The sequence below is a fragment of the Streptomyces sp. P9-2 genome (assembly GCF_051903975.1).
Taxonomy (GTDB): Bacteria; Actinomycetota; Actinomycetes; order Streptomycetales; family Streptomycetaceae; genus Streptomyces; species Streptomyces cellulosae.
The window spans coordinates 6,479,347-6,494,665 of sequence record NZ_CP192633.1; the positions used below are offsets into that span (position 1 = coordinate 6,479,347).

Consider the following 15,319-nt stretch of genomic DNA (forward strand, 5'->3'; position numbering starts at 1 on the left):
GCGCCCCGGGGCGACGGAGTCAGACGGCCGGCGCGAGGTCCCCCGCGAAGACGATCATCTGGTCGATCAGTCCCCGCCGCAGGTGGACGACGTCGGTCCCGGCGAGCCGGGGACCACCGTCCGGGGTGGTGAACACCCACCGGTACCGGGCCCACTCGTCCGGCATGTCCACCCCCGAGCAGCGGACCATCGTGCCCGGTCCGGCCGGGTGCCGCCGGATGTCCAGCACGAACCGCTCCACCGCCTCGATGCCCTCGCTGCGGCCGAGCGGACCCCAGAGGACCACGTCCGAGGTGAGCGCCTGTGACAGCAGCGAGGTCACGTAGGCGTCGTCGGAGGCGTTGAACGCCGAGATGAACGTGTCGATGGCCGACTGGGCGGTGTCTGCATGCATGCACCCAGTCATACCAGCCTGTCTCACGCCCCGGCCGGGGTCCGGGTGGTGAGGAGATCGGTGAAGCCGATGCGGTCGTAGAAATCGGCCCGGATCCGGTCGGCGACGTCGCTGACCTGTTCCGAGCCGTCGTCCGCCGGGTCGATCGTCACCCGGAACGGGCGCTCGCCCTTCGGTGCGTCCACGACCGCCACGATCGTGCGGGCGACCTCGCCGGGGTCCGCGTCCGGCGGCGCGAGAGCCGCGAGCCGCTTGCCGACGTCGTCCATCAGACCCTCGTACAGCTCGTCGTACGCCTCGGCCGTCGCCGTGTCCGCGGGGTGCATGGCGTGCGCGAAGTGGTTCGTGCCGGAGGTGAAGGAGCCGGGCACCACGATCGACGTGTCGATGCCGAACCGGGACAGCTCGACGGCGTAGCTCTTCGCCAGGTGGTCCATGGCCGCCTTGGCGCCGAAGTACGGGGCGAGATACGGGGGCGTCCCGCCGAAGGTACTGGTGGAGCCCACCCGCACGAGCAGCCCGTCCCGGCGCTCCCGCATCTGCGGCAGCACCGCGCGGTTGACCCGCTGCGTGGACAGCACGTTGGTGTCGTAGATCTCGGCGAGCTGCTCCGGAGTGAACGACTCGGCGGGGCCCAGCACCATGTGCCCGGCGTTGTGCACGACCACGTCGACGCCGCCCGCCTCCTCGGTGACCGCCGCGACGGCCGCGTCCACCGACTCCTGCCGGGAGACGTCGAGTTCGACGGTGCGCAACTCGACGCCGTGTTCGTCGGCGTAGGCGCGGGCGTCGGCGACCGCCGGGGCGTTGCGGCCGGTGGTCTGCCGCATCCCGGCGTGGACGGTGTGCCCGGCGTCGGCCAGGGCGCGGGCGGTCAACGCGCCGAAACCGCTGGACGCGCCGGTGATCAGAACGACGTGGGAGGACATGAGGTGCTCCGTCACAAGGAGGGGAGGTCAGGGAAAGACGATGACGCTGCGGCCGCGCGCGGTGCCCGCGTCCATCGCGTCCAGCACGGCCGGGGCCTCGTCCAGGCCGATCGGGGTGACGTCCGGGAGGATGTCGTGCGAGACCGAGAAGGCCAGGGTGTCGCGCAGGTCGTGCGGCGAGCCGGACGGGGAGGCGCCCACCCGCAGCCGGTTGAGGATCATCGGCTGGGTCGGCAGCACCAGCGGCTCGGGACCGTACCCGCACAGCATCAGCGTGCCGTCCGGGGCGAGCCCGCCCAGCGTCGCCGTCGCCGCCTCGGTCGACGGGGAGGCGTTCAGCACGAGGTCCGCGCCGCCGTCCCACTCCTTCAGCGCCTTCGCCGGGTCCGACTCCTGCGCCGCGACGAACAGTTCCGCGCCCAGTGCCTTCGCCGCGTCCTCACCGCGCCGGGACCGGCCGACCACGGCGACCCGCGCCCCCATGGCGACGGCGTACCGCACGGCCAGCGCGCCCACGCCGCCCGCGCCCACCACGGCGACCCGCGAGCCGGGCCGGATCCCGCCCTGGCGCAGCCCGTTGAACGCGGTCAGCCCGGCGCACATCAGCGGCGCGGCGGCCACCGGGTCGAGCCCGTCCGGCAGCGGGGTGACGAAGCCGGCCTTCATCACCGCATACGGGGCGTAGCCGCCGTCGGCGACGATGCCGGTGATCACCTTGCGGGGGCAGAGGATCTGGTCGCCGCGGACGCAGTAGTCGCAGTGACCGCACGAGTCGTACAGGAACTGCCCGCCCACCGCGGCGCCGACCTCGGGGAAGATGACGCCGGGGCCGACGGCCGTGACCACGCCGGTGATCTCGTGGCCCGGCACGACCGGGAAACGGGCGAACGGATAGTGGCCGCGCAGCAGGTTCAGGTCGGTGAAGCAGACCCCGCACGCGGTGACCTTGACGAGCACCTCGCCCGGACCGGGTTCGGGCACTTCCAGGTCCTGCAGGGCGAGCGGGGCGCCTGCCCCGACGGCGACGGCGGCACGCATCATGGCGAACACTCCAGAAGAAGGGGGAGGGGGAGGCGGACGGGGGATCGATGCCCCCCGCAGTACGTAACCAGCGTGACCTGGGGTTTCCCGGAGGTCCAATGCTTCCTTCGGTGCCTACGATGACGTGGGCGCATCGGTGCAGGCGGCAGGGGAGAAGGCGGCATGGACGGCGGACGGACGGATCTGGACCTGCGCCGGCTGCGCTCCTTCGTGGCCGTCGCCGAGCGGCTGCACTTCGGGCAGGCCGCGGCCGCCCTGCACGTCACCCAGCCCGCGCTGTCCCGGCAGATCCAGCAGCTGGAGCACGACCTCGGCGTGACGCTGTTCCGCCGCAGCAGCCGGGAGGTCGCCCTCACACCCGCGGGCGAGCAGTTCCTGCAGGACTCACGGGAACTGCTGGCCGTCGCCCGCGCCGCGCAGAACCGCGTCCGGCGGATCGCGGCGGGCGAGGGCGTGCTCAAGGTCGGCTTCATGCTCAGCTCCGACATCACCGCGCCGCTGCACGCGTTCTCCGCGCGGGAGCCGCAGGTGCGGATCGAACTGGTCCGGCTGCGGTGGTGGAGCCAGTCCGCCGACCTCCTCGACGGCACCGCCGACGTCGGCTTCGTACGCCTGCCCGTCGACGCGGAGCGGCTGCGGGTGCTGCCGCTCTACCAGGAGGGGCTCTGCCTCGTCCTTCCCGTACGGCACCCCCTGGCCGGCGAGGACACGGTCGGGCTGCGCGCCCTCGCCGACGAACCTCTGCTGCGCTACGCGGGCGCGTCCCCGGCGTGGTCCGCCGTCTGGAACGCCGACCCGCGCCCCGACGGCACCCGGTGGCTGCGCGGCCCGGACGTGCACGACATGGAGGAGATCCTGGCGTACGTCCGGGCCGGCAGCGGCGTCGTGATGGTGCCGGAGTGGGTCGCGGCTGTCTTCCCGCGCCCCGACATCGCCTACGTCCCGCTCGCGGACGTACCGCCCGGCACGGTCGCCCTCGCCTGGGACGGCGACCGTCCGTCCCCGCTCGTCGAGACCTTCGTCGACGCGACGAGGACGACGGCGCCCGGTGTCACTCGTCCCACGCCTGGATCAGCACCTGCCCCGTGATCTTGCCGTCGCGCAACGTCAGCATCGACTCCGAGAGCACCCGCACACCGTCCGGGTAGAGGCAGCTCTCGCAGTAGGCGGCGTGATCGCCCTGCACGACGCACGCCTCCAGCGCGTGCGTCATGTCGCGGCTGTAGACGTCGTCCAGCATCGCGGCGATCTCGTCCTTGCCGTGCAGCACCTTCGGGTGGCTCGGCCCGCTGACGTGATCCACGACGCGCAGCTCCGCGTCGTCCGCGTAGAGCGACTTCAGCATGTCGGGCGTGTCCGCCTCGACGCCCCGCCGCAGGGTGTCGGTACCGAACACGGGCTGTGCCGCGGTCGTCATGATGACCCACCTCCTCGGAGGTCCCGGGCCCGGAATCAGGCCACGTAGGCCTCACCTACGAGCGTCCTCCCCGGGACGGGCCGGGGCAAGCGCGACGCCTGGCCGGCGGGGGGTGGGGGACGGGTGGCCGCACCCCCTCCGGTGCCGGGCGCCCAGGTGCGGTTTCCCTCTTCAGCCCGCCGTGGCCAAGAACTGCGTGGCCGCCAGCTCCCCGTACAGCGGGTCCGACATGACGAGTTCCCTGTGGGTGCCGACCGCGCGGACGCGGCCCGCGTCCATCACCACGATGCGGTCCGCCGCCGTCACCGTGGAGAGGCGGTGGGCGACCACCAGGACCGTCGTCGTGCGGGCGACGTCCGCGACCGTGTCGCGCAGGGCCGCCTCGTTCACCGCGTCCAGCTGGGACGTCGCCTCGTCGAGGAGGAGCAGGCGGGGGCGGCGGAGCAGGGCGCGGGCGATGGCGACCCGCTGGCGTTCGCCGCCGGACAGCCTGGTGCCGCGATGGCCGACGAGGGTGTCGAGCCCCTGGGGGAGGCGGGCGACCAGCCCGTCGAGCCGCGTGGTCTTCAGCACCCGCGTCAGCGCGTCCTCGTCCGCGTCCGGGTTGCCCAGCAGCAGGTTGTCGCGCAGGGAACCCGACAGCACGGGCGCGTCCTGCTCGACGTACCCGATCGCCGCCCGCAGCTCCGGCAGGGCCCAGTCCGCGACGTCGCGGCCGTCCACCGTGATCACGCCGGACTCGGGGTCGTAGAACCGCTCGATGAGGGAGAACACCGTCGTCTTGCCCGCGCCGGACGGGCCGACGAACGCCGTCAGGCCCTGCGGGGGCACGGAGAAGGTCACCCCGTGGTGGACGTACGGCAGATCCTCGGCGTAGCGGAACCGCACGTCCTCGAAGGCGACGGCCGCCGGCGCGGCGCCGGGGGAGGGCAACGCGGCGGGCGGCGCGGCCGGTTCGGCGGGGAGCCGCAGCGCCTCCTGGATGCGGGCGAGCGCGGCACTGCCCGCCTGGTACTGCGTGACGGCGCCCACGACCTGCGAGATCGGCGCCATCAGATAGAACACGAACAGCAGGAACGCCACCAGTGTCCCGATGTCGATGGCCCCGGTCGCCACCCGCGCCCCGCCCACCGCCAGCACCGTGATGAACGCGAGCTGCATGGCGAGCCCCGCCGTGTTGCCCGCCGCGGCCGACCACTTGGCGGCCCGCACGCTCATCCGCCACGACTCGCGCGCCGCGTCGTGCAGCGTCCGCTCCTCCCGGGGCTCGGCGCCGGACGCCTTCACGGTGCGCAGCGCGCCCAGCACCCGCTCCAGCGACGCCCCCATCACGCCCACCGCCTCCTGCGCCCGCTTCGACGCCCGCCGGATCCGCGGCACGACCACCCCGAGCAGCGTCCCCGCCACCGCGAGCACGCCCAGCGTGACCGCGAGCAGCACCGGCTCCACCCAGCCCATCAGCGCCACCGTGGCGAGCAGTGTGAGCCCGCCCGTGCCCAGCCCGATCAGCGAGTCGGTGGTCACCTCCCGCAGCAGCGTGGTGTCGGAGGTGATCCGGGCCATCAGATCACCCGGCTCGGTCCGGTCCACGGCCGCGATCCGCAGCCGCAGCAGATACGACGACAGCGTGCGCCGCGCCCCCAGCACCACCGACTCCGCCGCGCGCCGCAGCACGTACGAACCCACCGCGCCCAGCACCGTGTTTCCGATCACCAGCGCCGACATCAGCAACAGCGCCCAGGTCACCGCCCGGTCGTGCGCCAGGTCGTCGATCAGCTCCCGCGCCACCAGCGGCAGCGCAAGCCCCGTCGCGCCGGTCACCAGCGACAGCAGGGCGCCGCCCAGCAGCCCCCAGCGGTGCGGCCGGACGTACGACAGCAGCAGCCGCCAGGCCGGCGGGCCGGACGGATCCCCGGCGATGCTCACATGCCCCCCTCGGCGTCGGACGGATGTTCAGGCTACGTCGCCCGGGCGGACGCACCGCACGGTGGGCGGCGGAGCCGATCATTCCCGCGTAGGGTCGGGAGACGACGGGGGAGACGGACAGACGAAGGAGTCAGCAGCATGGCGCAGGAAGTACGCGGCGTGATCGCACCCGGCAAGGACGAGCCGGTACGGATCGAGACGATCGTCGTACCCGATCCGGGACCCGGCGAGGCGGTCGTACGCGTCCAGGCCTGCGGGGTGTGCCACACGGACCTGCACTACAAACAGGGCGGCATCAACGACGACTTCCCCTTCCTCCTCGGCCACGAGGCCGCGGGCGTCGTCGAGTCGGTGGGCGACGACGTCACCGACGTGCAGCCCGGGGACTTCGTGATCCTCAACTGGCGTGCCGTGTGCGGCCATTGCCGCGCCTGTCTGCGCGGACGCCCCTGGTACTGCTTCGACACGCACAACGCGACGCAGAAGATGACCCTGACCGACGGTACGGAGCTCTCCCCGGCGCTCGGCATCGGAGCCTTCGCCGAGAAGACCCTGGTCGCCGCCGGACAGTGCACCAAGGTCGACCCGGCCGTGGCGCCGGAGGTCGCCGGACTGCTCGGCTGCGGTGTGATGGCCGGCATCGGCGCCGCGATCAACACCGGCAACGTGGGCCGCGGCGACTCGGTCGCCGTCATCGGCTGCGGCGGCGTCGGCGACGCGGCGATCGCCGGCTCCCGGCTGGCCGGCGCGGCGAAGATCATCGCCGTGGACATCGACGACCGCAAGCTGGAGACCGCCCGCTCCATGGGCGCCACCCACACCGTCAACTCCCGTACGACGGACCCAGTCGAGGCGATCCGCGACCTCACCGGCGGCTTCGGCGCCGACGTCGTCATCGAGGCCGTCGGCCGCCCCGAGACCTACAAGCAGGCGTTCTACGCCCGCGACCTGGCCGGCACGGTCGTCCTGGTCGGCGTGCCCACCCCGGACATGAAGATCGAACTGCCGCTGCTCGACGTCTTCGGCCGCGGCGGCGCCCTCAAGTCCTCCTGGTACGGCGACTGTCTGCCGTCACGCGACTTCCCGATGCTGATCGACCTGCACCTCCAGGGCCGCCTGGACCTCGGCGCGTTCGTCACCGAGACCATCGCCCTGGACGAGGTGGAGAAGGCGTTCGAGCGGATGCACCGCGGCGACGTGCTGCGCTCGGTGGTGGTGCTGTGATGACCGCCCGCATCGAACGCCTCGTCACCTCCGGCCAGTTCAGCCTCGACGGCGGCACCTGGGACGTCGACAACAACGTGTGGATCGTCGGCGACGACCACGAGGCCGTCGTCATCGACGCGGCCCACGACGCCGACGCCATCGCCGAGGCGGTGGGCGACCGACGCCTGACCGCCATCGTGTGCACCCACGCCCACAACGACCACATCGACGCCGCCCCCGCCCTCGCCGAGCGCACCGGCGCCACGATCTGGCTGCACCCCGACGACCTCCCGCTGTGGAAGCAGACCCACCCGGAGCGCGACCCCGACGCCTGGCTGGCCGACGGGCTGGTCATCGAGGCCGGCGGCGCCGACCTCACCGTGCTGCACACCCCCGGCCACGCCCCGGGCGCGGTCTGCCTCCACGACCCCGGCCTGGGCACGGTGTTCACGGGCGACACCCTCTTCCAGGGCGGCCCCGGCGCCACCGGACGCTCCTTCTCGCACTTCCCGACGATCATCGACTCCATCCGGGACCGGCTGCTCACCCTGCCGCCCGAGACGAAGGTGCTCACCGGCCACGGCGACCCGACCACCATCGGCGCCGAGGCCCCGCACCTGGACGAATGGATCGCCCGCGGCCACTGAGCCGCCCCGGTCACCCGGACGTTCCCGCGTCCGGGTGACCCCACGGCCGGAACCGCGGAAAAGGCGACAGAGGATGTCCGGCTTACCCGTCAGGCTCGTCGACGTACGACGGACCGAGGCACGGGAGGCCATGCATGACACAGCCGTTGCGGGACAAGGTCGCACTGGTGGCCGGGGCGACCCGGGGAGCGGGACGCGGAATCGCCGTGGAACTCGGCGCGGCGGGCGCCACGGTGTACGTGACCGGCCGCACCACCCGCGCCCGCCGCTCCGAGTACGACCGGCCCGAGACCATCGAGGACACCGCCGACCTGGTCACCGAGGCGGGCGGCCGGGGCATCGCCGTGCCCACCGACCACCTGGACCCGGCGCAGGTGAAGACCCTCGTCGACCGGATCGCCGCCGAACAGGGCCGCCTCGACGTCCTCGTCAACGACATCTGGGGCGGCGAGACCCTCTTCGACTGGGAAGCGCCCGTCTGGGAGCACGACCTCGACAAGGGACTGCGCCTGCTGCGCCTCGCGGTGGAGACCCACGCGATCACCAGCCACCACGCCCTGCCGCTGCTGCTGCGCCAGCCCGGCGGACTCGTCGTCGAGATGACCGACGGCACGGCGGACTACAACCGCGACCACTACCGGGTGTCCTTCTTCTACGACCTCGCCAAGTCCTCCGTGCTGCGCATGGCGTTCGCCCTCGGCCACGAACTCGGCCCGCGCGGCGCCACCGCCGTCGCGCTCACCCCCGGCTGGCTGCGCTCGGAGATCATGCTCGACCACTTCGGGGTGCGGGAGGACAACTGGCGTGACGCGCTGGAGAAGGTGCCGCACTTCGCCATCTCCGAGACCCCGCGCTACGTGGGCCGCGCCGTCGCCGCGCTGGCCGCCGACCCCGACGTGGCCCGCTTCAACGGAGCGTCCCTGTCCAGCGGGGGACTCGCCCAGGAGTACGGCTTCACCGACCTCGACGGCAGCCGCCCCGACGCCTGGCGCTACCTCGTCGAGGTGCAGGACCCCGGCCGCCCGGCCGACGTCACCGGCTACCGCTGACCCGTCCGGACGCAAGGCGGAAATGCCGGGCGCGGTGATCGTCCGAGCCGCTACCGTCCCCCCATGACGACGGACACAGGGCGCTTCGCTGGGTACGGGGTTCTCATCACCGGGGCGGCGCGCGGCATCGGCGCCGCCACCGCGACACGGTTCGCCGAGGAGGGCGCGCGCGTCCTGATCGCCGACGCCGACCCGGAGGCGGGGGAGCACACGGCGGCGGCGCTGCGCGACCGCGGACTCACGGTGGAGGCCGTCGCCTGCGACGTGCGGGACCGGGCGTCCGTCGACGCGGCGGTGGACCGTGCCGTACGCGGCTTCGGCTCGCTCGACGTCCTGGTGAACAACGCCGCCCACTGCACCCCCGACGCGCCCCGCTTCGAGGACGAGCCGGAGGAGGAGTGGGCGGCGGACCTGGACGTCACCCTCACCGGCGCCTACCGCTGCTGCCGCGCCGCCCTGCCGCACCTGGAGGCGTCAGGGCGGGGCGCGATCGTCACCGTCGGCTCGGTCAACGGGCTCCAGGACTTCGGCAACCACGCCTACAGCGCCGCCAAGGCCGGCCTGATCTCCCTCACCCGCACCCTCGCCGGCCACGCGGGACCCCGGGGCGTCCGGGTCAACCTCGTCGCGCCGGGCACGGTCCGCACCCGCGCCTGGGACGGCCGGGACGACGACCTGGCGGCGGTCTCCGAGGTCTACCCGCTGCGCCGGGTCGGCGAGCCGGAGGACATCGCGGCGGCCGTGACATTCCTCGCCTCCCGTGACGCGGCCTGGATCACCGGCACCACCCTCGCCGTCGACGGCGGCATCACGGCCGTCAACCCGGCTTTCCACCGGGTCATGGACCACACGGCGCGATGACCGGGCCCCGCGCCCCGCGCCCCGGCCGGACGGTGACCGGCCCCACGCCCCGCGTGCTTCCGCGTGACACGACTCATACCGACGTGCCCGCCGTGCCGGACACAACGGTCCGGTCGCGCGTACAACCGATTTCCCCCGTCCGCCGTCTACCTGGCAGAGTGCGCGGTCCAGCGCACGTTCCCGCGGGAGAGGCAGAACGACCATGGGGGACTTGAGGAAACGGGGTGTCGTCGCCCTGGGGGTCACCGCTCTGGTGGCTCCGCTCACGCTCGCGATCGGTGCCACGCCGGCCCAGGCGGCCAGCTGCACCACGTCGGCGGGGCCGTACCAGAAGAAGGTCGAGAAGTTCCTCGGCCGCCCGGTCGACGGCAAGCAGTCCGCCGCCGACTGCAAGGCCATCCGCGCCTTCCAGAACAAGCACGGCATCCGGCCCAACATCGGGTACGCCGGCCCCGTGACCTGGGGCGTGATGGACCTGATGACCAAGCAGAGGGCCGTCGGCAAGAACCCGAACAAGGCGGGCAAATGCCCCACCAACAAGGGCCGCATCGCCTGCGTCAACCTCACCCTCCAGCTGAGCTGGATCCAGGACGGCAAGAAGCTCGTCTACGGGCCCGTCGCGGTGCGCACCGGACGCGACGGCTACGAGACCCGCACCGGCCTGAAGAAGGTCTACTGGCGGAACAAGAACCACGTCTCGACCATCTACGACGTGCCGATGCCGTACAGCCAGTTCTTCGACGGCGGCCAGGCGTTCCACTCGGTCGGCGTCAGCATGTGGAACCCGCCCGGCTCCCACGGCTGCGTCAACATGACCAAGACCGCGGCCAAGAAGTACTGGTCGCTGCTGAAGAAGGGCGACGACGTCTACGTGTACGGCCGCAAGCCGGGCACCTGAGTCCCCTCCCGTGCCCGGTCTGCGGGCCGGGCGCTCCCGCCCGCCCGAGAGTGTGAACTCGCCCACCTCGCAGGGCAGATGGACGTGATCAGCAACACGTCCGAATTGCCCGATGGGCGTGCGATTACTCACAGCGTCTTCACGTCGCGGGACGTATGCTTCACGGTATGTCCACCACTGTTGAACCCTCCTCCGAGCGATCGGCTGCCGAGGTCAACGAGGAGATCCGGGCCCTGTGGCTCCGGTCGGGCGGGACACTCAGCGTCGAACAGCGCGAGGAGTACCAGCGCCTGGTCCAGGAGTGGGCCTCGGCCCTCCCGCAGGCAGCCGCGGAGGCGGCCTGACGGCCGGCCTCGGCATGACGACCGGGCACCCGTGACCGCACGGGTGCCCTTCCGGTCTCACCCCCACATCGCCGAGTACTGCCTCCGGTACGCCTTGCGGTCCTGCTCGGTCCTGATCCACCGCGACGCCACCAGCGCCACCAGGCTCCCGCCGATCACCAGCAGCCCCGGACCCACGTTCCGAGGGTCGGCCAGCCGCGACACCAGCGTCGACGGGTCCGGAAGGATGCCCCGCACCGACGTCGACGACCCCGGCGTGGCCGCGTCCGGCGCCGCCACGCCCTGCGCCTGCGACGGCGCGGGGGAGGGATTCCCGCCGCCGTCGGCCTCGGGCGCCACGATCAGCTTCAGGCCCAGGTCCGCCAGCGCCTTCGTCACCGGCTGGAAGTACGTGATGCCGCCCGACCGGCAGTCCCCGCTGCCGCCCGAGGTGACGCCCAGCGCGATCCCCTCGGAGAACATCGGCCCGCCGCTGTCCCCGGGCTCCGCGCACACGTCCGACTCGATGAGCCCGCCCACGGTGCCCTCCGGGTAGTTGACCGTCACGTCGAGCGCGGTCACCTCCCCGTCGCGCAGCCCGCTGGTGCTTCCGCTCCGGAAGATCCGCTGCCCCACGGTCGGTTCGGCCACGCCGGTGATCCGCACGCCCTTGCCGCCGCCCACCGCGACCACCCCGGCGTTCTCACCCGCCTTGCCGCCGTCGTACGCGATCAGCGAGTAGTCGTCGCCGGGGAAGCTGCCGCCGACGGTGGTGCCGACCTTCCGCCGGCCCCCGTCGTCGGAGAACCACACCGACCCCTGCGGACCGCAGTGCCCGGCGGTGAGGATGAACTCCCGCCGCCCGTCGGTGACGTTGAACCCGGCCGAGCAGCGGCCCGCCGTCGACAGCACCGGCAGCCCGCCGGCCAGCCGGGTGGTGAAGGTGCCCTCGACCCGCTCCATGCGGACGAAGTCTCCGATCCCGTCGGCCACTTCGGTGAGCGACGACCAGTCGTCCCCGGACACCGTGCTGTCGCCGCGCACCACCACCTGGTTCGACCGGTAGTCCTTCATCCAGGCCGTTCCGGGCACCCGCGGCGCCGAACTCAGCGTCTTGGTCGCGGAGTCGAAGTCGTCCATGCTGTGCCGCACCATCTTCGGCTCGGCGCCCGCCGCCCGCACCTCGGCCGCCGCCTCCTCGTCGGTGACCGCGACGACCGTCCTGCCGTCCTCGCCGACCCAGCTGCCCGCCGTGCGGGACGTGCCGAGCCGCTGGACCAGGCCCGCGCCCGGACCGGCCGTGTCCGCGTCCGCGGGGGAGGCGGTGGAGAACGGGACGGCGTCGGGCGTGCCGGGCTCACTCGCCACGGCGTGCGTGACCATCGTGCCGCCCAGCAGGAGTCCGCCGACAGCCGCCAGCCGTGTCACTCGCCGGACCACCCGTCGTCGTGCGTGCCTCATGCATGGCTCCAGAACCTCGACAGCGCGGTGCGCGCACCGCGGGGGCCTCCCTCGAGCAGAGCGCCCCTCGTCCATACGGCTCCGGAGCCCGCCGTGTTCACCGCGGGCGGGACCGGGTCCGCCTCAGCCGCCCTCCCGCACCGAGGAGTGGGTCACCGACAGGCCCAGCGTGGCCGCCGTTCGGCCGTCGCCCCACACCGACGCCGGGTCGACGTAGGGACGCAGCAGCGCCGTGAGGTCCGGGTCGCCGTCGCCGCGCAGGGCGTCGCCGGCCGCCTTGCGGGCGATCCCGGCGAGGAAGTCCGCCAGCTGCACCCGCGGATCGTCCCGCGCGACGACCAGGCGCAGCTCCGCGAGGGCGACACCGGACCGCCGTGCGGTCTCCTCGATCCACGCGACGCGCTCCGGCGTCAGCAGGTTCTGCCGGTCGTGCACCAGCCGCACCGGCCGCCGTTCCGGCCCGCTCCAGTACGCGGCCGTGGCGACGATCGCCGGGAGCAGCGGGTTGAGGACCGGGATACGCACCGCCGGGCCGTCGAGCAGCCCCGCCCGGTACGCCTCGGCCCGCCCGCGCCCCTCCGCCAGCCGCTCCAGCGCCGGACCCGCGTCCGTACCGGAGTGCGCCCGGCGCAGCCCGTCCAGGGTCTCGAAGAACCACGGCACGGAGGACCCCGGCTCCGCCCCGTTACGGGTGCGCAGCAGCTGGTTCGCCCTGGACAGGAACCGCTGCCGGGCCTCCGCTCCCAGCACCTCCCGTACCGCCCGGTACAGCTCCGCCGCCGCGCCCGGGTCGTCGAGCAGCATGCCGGCCAGCCGGTCCACCACGAAGAACGACTTCTCGGTGAGGTGCACCCGCGCGGCGCCGTGCAGCGGCCCGCCGGGCGCGAGGAACCACTCCAGCACCGCCCGGTGCTTCTCGCGCAGCAGATGGGCCGCCTTGTACTCGGTGGCGGGGGAGCGGATCCGGTCGCGGATCTCTTCCAGCGCGCGGGCCGCGTCCGCCGCGGGGACGTGGACACCGGCGTGCGCGAACACGTCGGTGTTCCCGCCGGTCAGGTTCTCGCCGTCCGACCCCGACTCGTCGCAGGCGATCTCCCGCACCGCCCCGTCGCCGTCGCCGGGCGGCGCCCCGAAATCCTGATGTGGGTCCACACCACGGCCCCTATCGTGTGCTTCATGACCAGGATCCCGCACGATACGTCCGGTGAACCGAATCCCCTCAAGGCCTTCTCCCTCGACCAGTTGCGCCGCCGCACCAGCATGAAATGGCGGACCTACCCGGAGGACGTCCTCCCGGTGTGGGTGGCGGAGATGGACGTGGCGCCGCCCGCGCCGGTCGTGCGGGCGGTCACCGAGGCGATGGAGTCCGGCGACACCGGGTATCCCGCCGGGACCGCCTACGCCGAGGCGCTGGCCGCCTTCGCCGACAAGCGGTGGGGCTGGTCCGGGCTCGCCGTGGAGCGCACCGCGATCGTGCCGGACGTGATGCTGGGCGTGGTCGAGATGCTCCGGCTGGTCACCGGACCGGGCGACCCGGTCGTGGTGAACCCGCCGGTCTACCCGCCCTTCCACGACTTCGTACGCCACGCGGACCGCCGCATCGTCGAGGCGCCGCTCGGCGACGACGGACGGCTCGACCTGGACGTCCTGGAGCGCGCCTTCCGCGGTGCGACCGAGGCCGGGGGCCGGGCCGCGTACCTGCTGTGCAGCCCGCACAACCCCACCGGCACCGTCCACACCGCCGAGGAGCTGACCGCGGTGGCCGCGCTCGCCGAGCGGCACGGCGTACGGGTCGTCGCCGACGAGATCCACGCGCCCCTGGTCTTCGAGGGTGCGCGCTTCGTGCCGTACCTGAGCGTGCCCGGCGGCGAGCGCGGGCTGTCGCTGATGTCGGCGTCCAAGGCGTGGAACCTGGCCGGTCTCAAGGCGGCCCTCGCGGTCGCCGGGCCCGGCGCGGGCGACGACCTGGCCCGAATGCCGGAGGTGGTCGGCCACGGCCCGAGCCACGTCGGCATCCTCGCCCACACCGCCGCCCTGCGCGACGCCACCGGCTGGCTGGACGCCCTGCTCGACGGCCTCGACGCCAACCGCCGACTGCTCACCGACCTCCTCGCCGAGCACCTGCCCGCCGTCCGGTACCGCCCCGGCGACGCCACCTACCTCGCCTGGCTGGACTGCCGCGACCTCGGCCTGGGCGACGACCCCGCCCAGGTGTTCCTCGACCACGGCCGGGTGGCGCTCACCGGCGGCCTGCCCTTCGGCACGGGCGGCGCGGGCCACGCCCGGCTGAACCTCGCCACCTCGCCCGAGGTGCTCACCGAGGCGGTGCGGCGCATGGCGGACGCCGTGCGCCCGGCGGGTGGCGCCCGTGGCTGACTCCGCCTTCGCCCACCCCCGGCTCGCCGCCCTCTACGACCCGCTCGACCCCGACCGCAGCGACCTCGACGGGTATCTGCGCACGGCGCGGGAGTTCCGAGCCCGCCGGGTGCTGGACATCGGCTGCGGCACGGGCGTGTTCGCGCTGCTCCTCGCCGACGAGGGCATCGACGTCGTGGGCGTCGACCCGGCGGGCGCCTCCCTCGACGTCGCCCGAGCCAAGCCGGGCGCCGGGCGCGTCCGCTGGATCGAGGGCGACGCGACCGGCCTGCCGCCCCTGACGGTCGACCTGGCCACCATGACGGCCAACGTCGCCCAGGCCATCGCGGACCCCGCCACCTGGCGGGCCACCCTGCGCGGTGTTCACGCGGCCCTGCGCCCCGGCGGCCGCCTGGTCTTCGAGACCCGCGACCCGGCCCGGCGCGCCTGGGAGAGCTGGACGCGGGAGCACTCGTACCTGCGCGCCGACGTGCCCGGGGTCGGCGAAGTGGAGAGCTGGCACGAAGTGACCGCCGTGGACGGCCCGTTGGTCTCGTTCCGCACGACGTTCGTGTTCGCGTCGGAGGGGAAGGCGCTGACCTCGGACTCGACGCTGCGGTTCCGGGAACGCGAGGAGGTCGAGGCGGACCTCGCGGACCACGGCTACGTGCTGGAGGACGTACGGGACGCGCCCGACCGGCCCGGCCGGGAGTTCGTGTTCGTGGCGCGGCGGCCGTAGAGGGGCCGCGGAGTACGGCGTGCCGGCCGTGGCGCGCGGACAACTCCCGGCGGGACATGCCGGAGTAGGCCTA

16 protein-coding genes are annotated in these 15,319 nt (G+C 73.4%); 9 read left to right on the top strand and 7 right to left on the bottom strand.

What is annotated here, in order from left to right:
• Positions 1-19 precede the first annotated feature (19 nt).
• From ACQY0Z_RS29330 to ACQY0Z_RS29340, 3 genes are read right to left on the bottom strand one after another with little or no spacing between them, the layout of a single operon-like run.
• Complete coding sequence (locus ACQY0Z_RS29330) at positions 20-394, bottom strand: nuclear transport factor 2 family protein (RefSeq protein ID WP_189900221.1); 375 nt, start codon at positions 392-394, stop codon at positions 20-22.
• Positions 395-417: 23 nt separating this feature from the next.
• Entirely contained in the window at positions 418-1,323 is a 906-nt protein-coding gene (locus ACQY0Z_RS29335; protein ID WP_439813093.1) for an SDR family oxidoreductase, read from the bottom strand.
• Between the two features lie 27 nt (positions 1,324-1,350).
• The gene (locus ACQY0Z_RS29340; RefSeq protein WP_347226032.1) at positions 1,351-2,364 is read right to left on the bottom strand and encodes an alcohol dehydrogenase catalytic domain-containing protein; all 1,014 of its coding nucleotides are present in this window, start codon (positions 2,362-2,364) and stop codon (positions 1,351-1,353) included.
• A 162-nt stretch (positions 2,365-2,526) separates the two neighbouring features.
• Between ACQY0Z_RS29340 and ACQY0Z_RS29345 the strand changes: the two genes are divergently transcribed.
• Positions 2,527-3,453: a LysR family transcriptional regulator gene (locus tag ACQY0Z_RS29345; protein WP_347226031.1), complete on the top strand. Its 927-nt coding sequence runs from the start codon at positions 2,527-2,529 to the stop codon at positions 3,451-3,453.
• Here the strand turns inward: ACQY0Z_RS29345 and ACQY0Z_RS29350 are convergent.
• Together ACQY0Z_RS29350 and ACQY0Z_RS29355 are read right to left on the bottom strand one after the other, a co-directional pair.
• On the bottom strand, positions 3,416-3,781 hold the full coding sequence (locus tag ACQY0Z_RS29350; protein WP_019527199.1) for a nuclear transport factor 2 family protein: 366 nt from the start codon (positions 3,779-3,781) through the stop codon (positions 3,416-3,418). The genes ACQY0Z_RS29345 and ACQY0Z_RS29350 overlap by 38 nt on opposite strands.
• A gap of 171 nt (positions 3,782-3,952) precedes the next feature.
• On the bottom strand, positions 3,953-5,707 hold the full coding sequence (locus tag ACQY0Z_RS29355) for an ABC transporter ATP-binding protein (RefSeq protein WP_189900217.1): 1,755 nt from the start codon (positions 5,705-5,707) through the stop codon (positions 3,953-3,955).
• Positions 5,708-5,845: 138 nt separating this feature from the next.
• Between ACQY0Z_RS29355 and ACQY0Z_RS29360 the strand changes: the two genes are divergently transcribed.
• The 6 genes from ACQY0Z_RS29360 to ACQY0Z_RS29385 all read left to right on the top strand — a co-directional run bounded on the left by ACQY0Z_RS29360 (position 5,846) and on the right by ACQY0Z_RS29385 (position 10,712).
• On the top strand, positions 5,846-6,931 hold the full coding sequence (locus tag ACQY0Z_RS29360; RefSeq protein WP_189900215.1) for an S-(hydroxymethyl)mycothiol dehydrogenase: 1,086 nt from the start codon (positions 5,846-5,848) through the stop codon (positions 6,929-6,931).
• Positions 6,931-7,560 (top strand): MBL fold metallo-hydrolase, encoded by a 630-nt coding sequence (locus ACQY0Z_RS29365; protein ID WP_189900213.1) that lies wholly within the window; start codon positions 6,931-6,933, stop codon positions 7,558-7,560. The genes ACQY0Z_RS29360 and ACQY0Z_RS29365 overlap by 1 nt, the downstream gene beginning before the upstream one ends.
• 134 nt (positions 7,561-7,694) lie before the next feature.
• Complete coding sequence (locus ACQY0Z_RS29370; protein ID WP_189900211.1) at positions 7,695-8,609, top strand: SDR family oxidoreductase; 915 nt, start codon at positions 7,695-7,697, stop codon at positions 8,607-8,609.
• A 63-nt stretch (positions 8,610-8,672) separates the two neighbouring features.
• Complete coding sequence (locus tag ACQY0Z_RS29375) at positions 8,673-9,470, top strand: SDR family oxidoreductase (RefSeq protein WP_189900210.1); 798 nt, start codon at positions 8,673-8,675, stop codon at positions 9,468-9,470.
• A 202-nt stretch (positions 9,471-9,672) separates the two neighbouring features.
• On the top strand, positions 9,673-10,368 hold the full coding sequence (locus ACQY0Z_RS29380) for a L,D-transpeptidase family protein (protein WP_254586860.1): 696 nt from the start codon (positions 9,673-9,675) through the stop codon (positions 10,366-10,368).
• A 155-nt stretch (positions 10,369-10,523) separates the two neighbouring features.
• Positions 10,524-10,712, top strand: coding sequence for a hypothetical protein (locus tag ACQY0Z_RS29385; protein WP_019527206.1), 189 nt, complete (start codon positions 10,524-10,526; stop codon positions 10,710-10,712).
• Positions 10,713-10,769: 57 nt separating this feature from the next.
• Here ACQY0Z_RS29385 and ACQY0Z_RS29390 read toward each other — a convergent pair whose 3' ends face one another.
• Together ACQY0Z_RS29390 and ACQY0Z_RS29395 are read right to left on the bottom strand one after the other, a co-directional pair.
• Positions 10,770-12,152, bottom strand: coding sequence for a S1 family peptidase (locus ACQY0Z_RS29390; RefSeq protein ID WP_254586859.1), 1,383 nt, complete (start codon positions 12,150-12,152; stop codon positions 10,770-10,772).
• A 123-nt stretch (positions 12,153-12,275) separates the two neighbouring features.
• Complete coding sequence (locus ACQY0Z_RS29395; RefSeq protein WP_439813094.1) at positions 12,276-13,304, bottom strand: hypothetical protein; 1,029 nt, start codon at positions 13,302-13,304, stop codon at positions 12,276-12,278.
• Positions 13,305-13,328: 24 nt separating this feature from the next.
• Between ACQY0Z_RS29395 and ACQY0Z_RS29400 the strand changes: the two genes are divergently transcribed.
• Both ACQY0Z_RS29400 and ACQY0Z_RS29405 read left to right on the top strand, forming a co-directional pair.
• The gene (locus tag ACQY0Z_RS29400; RefSeq protein ID WP_439813095.1) at positions 13,329-14,528 is read left to right on the top strand and encodes a MalY/PatB family protein; all 1,200 of its coding nucleotides are present in this window, start codon (positions 13,329-13,331) and stop codon (positions 14,526-14,528) included.
• Positions 14,521-15,246 carry a class I SAM-dependent methyltransferase gene (locus ACQY0Z_RS29405; RefSeq protein WP_439813096.1) on the top strand — a complete coding sequence of 242 codons (726 nt, stop codon included), beginning with the start codon at positions 14,521-14,523 and terminating at the stop codon, positions 15,244-15,246. Before ACQY0Z_RS29400 ends, ACQY0Z_RS29405 begins: the two co-directional genes overlap by 8 nt.
• Positions 15,247-15,319: the final 73 nt, after the last annotated feature.

Excerpts from the sequence above, each read along its gene's own strand:
- ACQY0Z_RS29340 (WP_347226032.1), bottom strand. The coding sequence starts at position 2,364 with ATGATGCGTGCCGCCGTCGCCGTCGGGGCAGGCGCCCCGCTCGCCCTG.
- ACQY0Z_RS29380 (WP_254586860.1), top strand. The coding sequence starts at position 9,673 with ATGGGGGACTTGAGGAAACGGGGTGTCGTCGCCCTGGGGGTCACCGCT.
- ACQY0Z_RS29400 (WP_439813095.1), top strand. The coding sequence starts at position 13,329 with ATGACCAGGATCCCGCACGATACGTCCGGTGAACCGAATCCCCTCAAG.
- ACQY0Z_RS29385 (WP_019527206.1), top strand. The coding sequence starts at position 10,524 with ATGCTTCACGGTATGTCCACCACTGTTGAACCCTCCTCCGAGCGATCG.
- ACQY0Z_RS29365 (WP_189900213.1), top strand. The coding sequence starts at position 6,931 with ATGACCGCCCGCATCGAACGCCTCGTCACCTCCGGCCAGTTCAGCCTC.
- ACQY0Z_RS29370 (WP_189900211.1), top strand. The coding sequence starts at position 7,695 with ATGACACAGCCGTTGCGGGACAAGGTCGCACTGGTGGCCGGGGCGACC.
- ACQY0Z_RS29335 (WP_439813093.1), bottom strand. The coding sequence starts at position 1,323 with ATGTCCTCCCACGTCGTTCTGATCACCGGCGCGTCCAGCGGTTTCGGC.
- ACQY0Z_RS29375 (WP_189900210.1), top strand. The coding sequence starts at position 8,673 with ATGACGACGGACACAGGGCGCTTCGCTGGGTACGGGGTTCTCATCACC.
- ACQY0Z_RS29345 (WP_347226031.1), top strand. The coding sequence starts at position 2,527 with ATGGACGGCGGACGGACGGATCTGGACCTGCGCCGGCTGCGCTCCTTC.
- ACQY0Z_RS29390 (WP_254586859.1), bottom strand. The coding sequence starts at position 12,152 with ATGAGGCACGCACGACGACGGGTGGTCCGGCGAGTGACACGGCTGGCG.
- ACQY0Z_RS29350 (WP_019527199.1), bottom strand. The coding sequence starts at position 3,781 with ATGACGACCGCGGCACAGCCCGTGTTCGGTACCGACACCCTGCGGCGG.
- ACQY0Z_RS29330 (WP_189900221.1), bottom strand. The coding sequence starts at position 394 with ATGCATGCAGACACCGCCCAGTCGGCCATCGACACGTTCATCTCGGCG.
- ACQY0Z_RS29360 (WP_189900215.1), top strand. The coding sequence starts at position 5,846 with ATGGCGCAGGAAGTACGCGGCGTGATCGCACCCGGCAAGGACGAGCCG.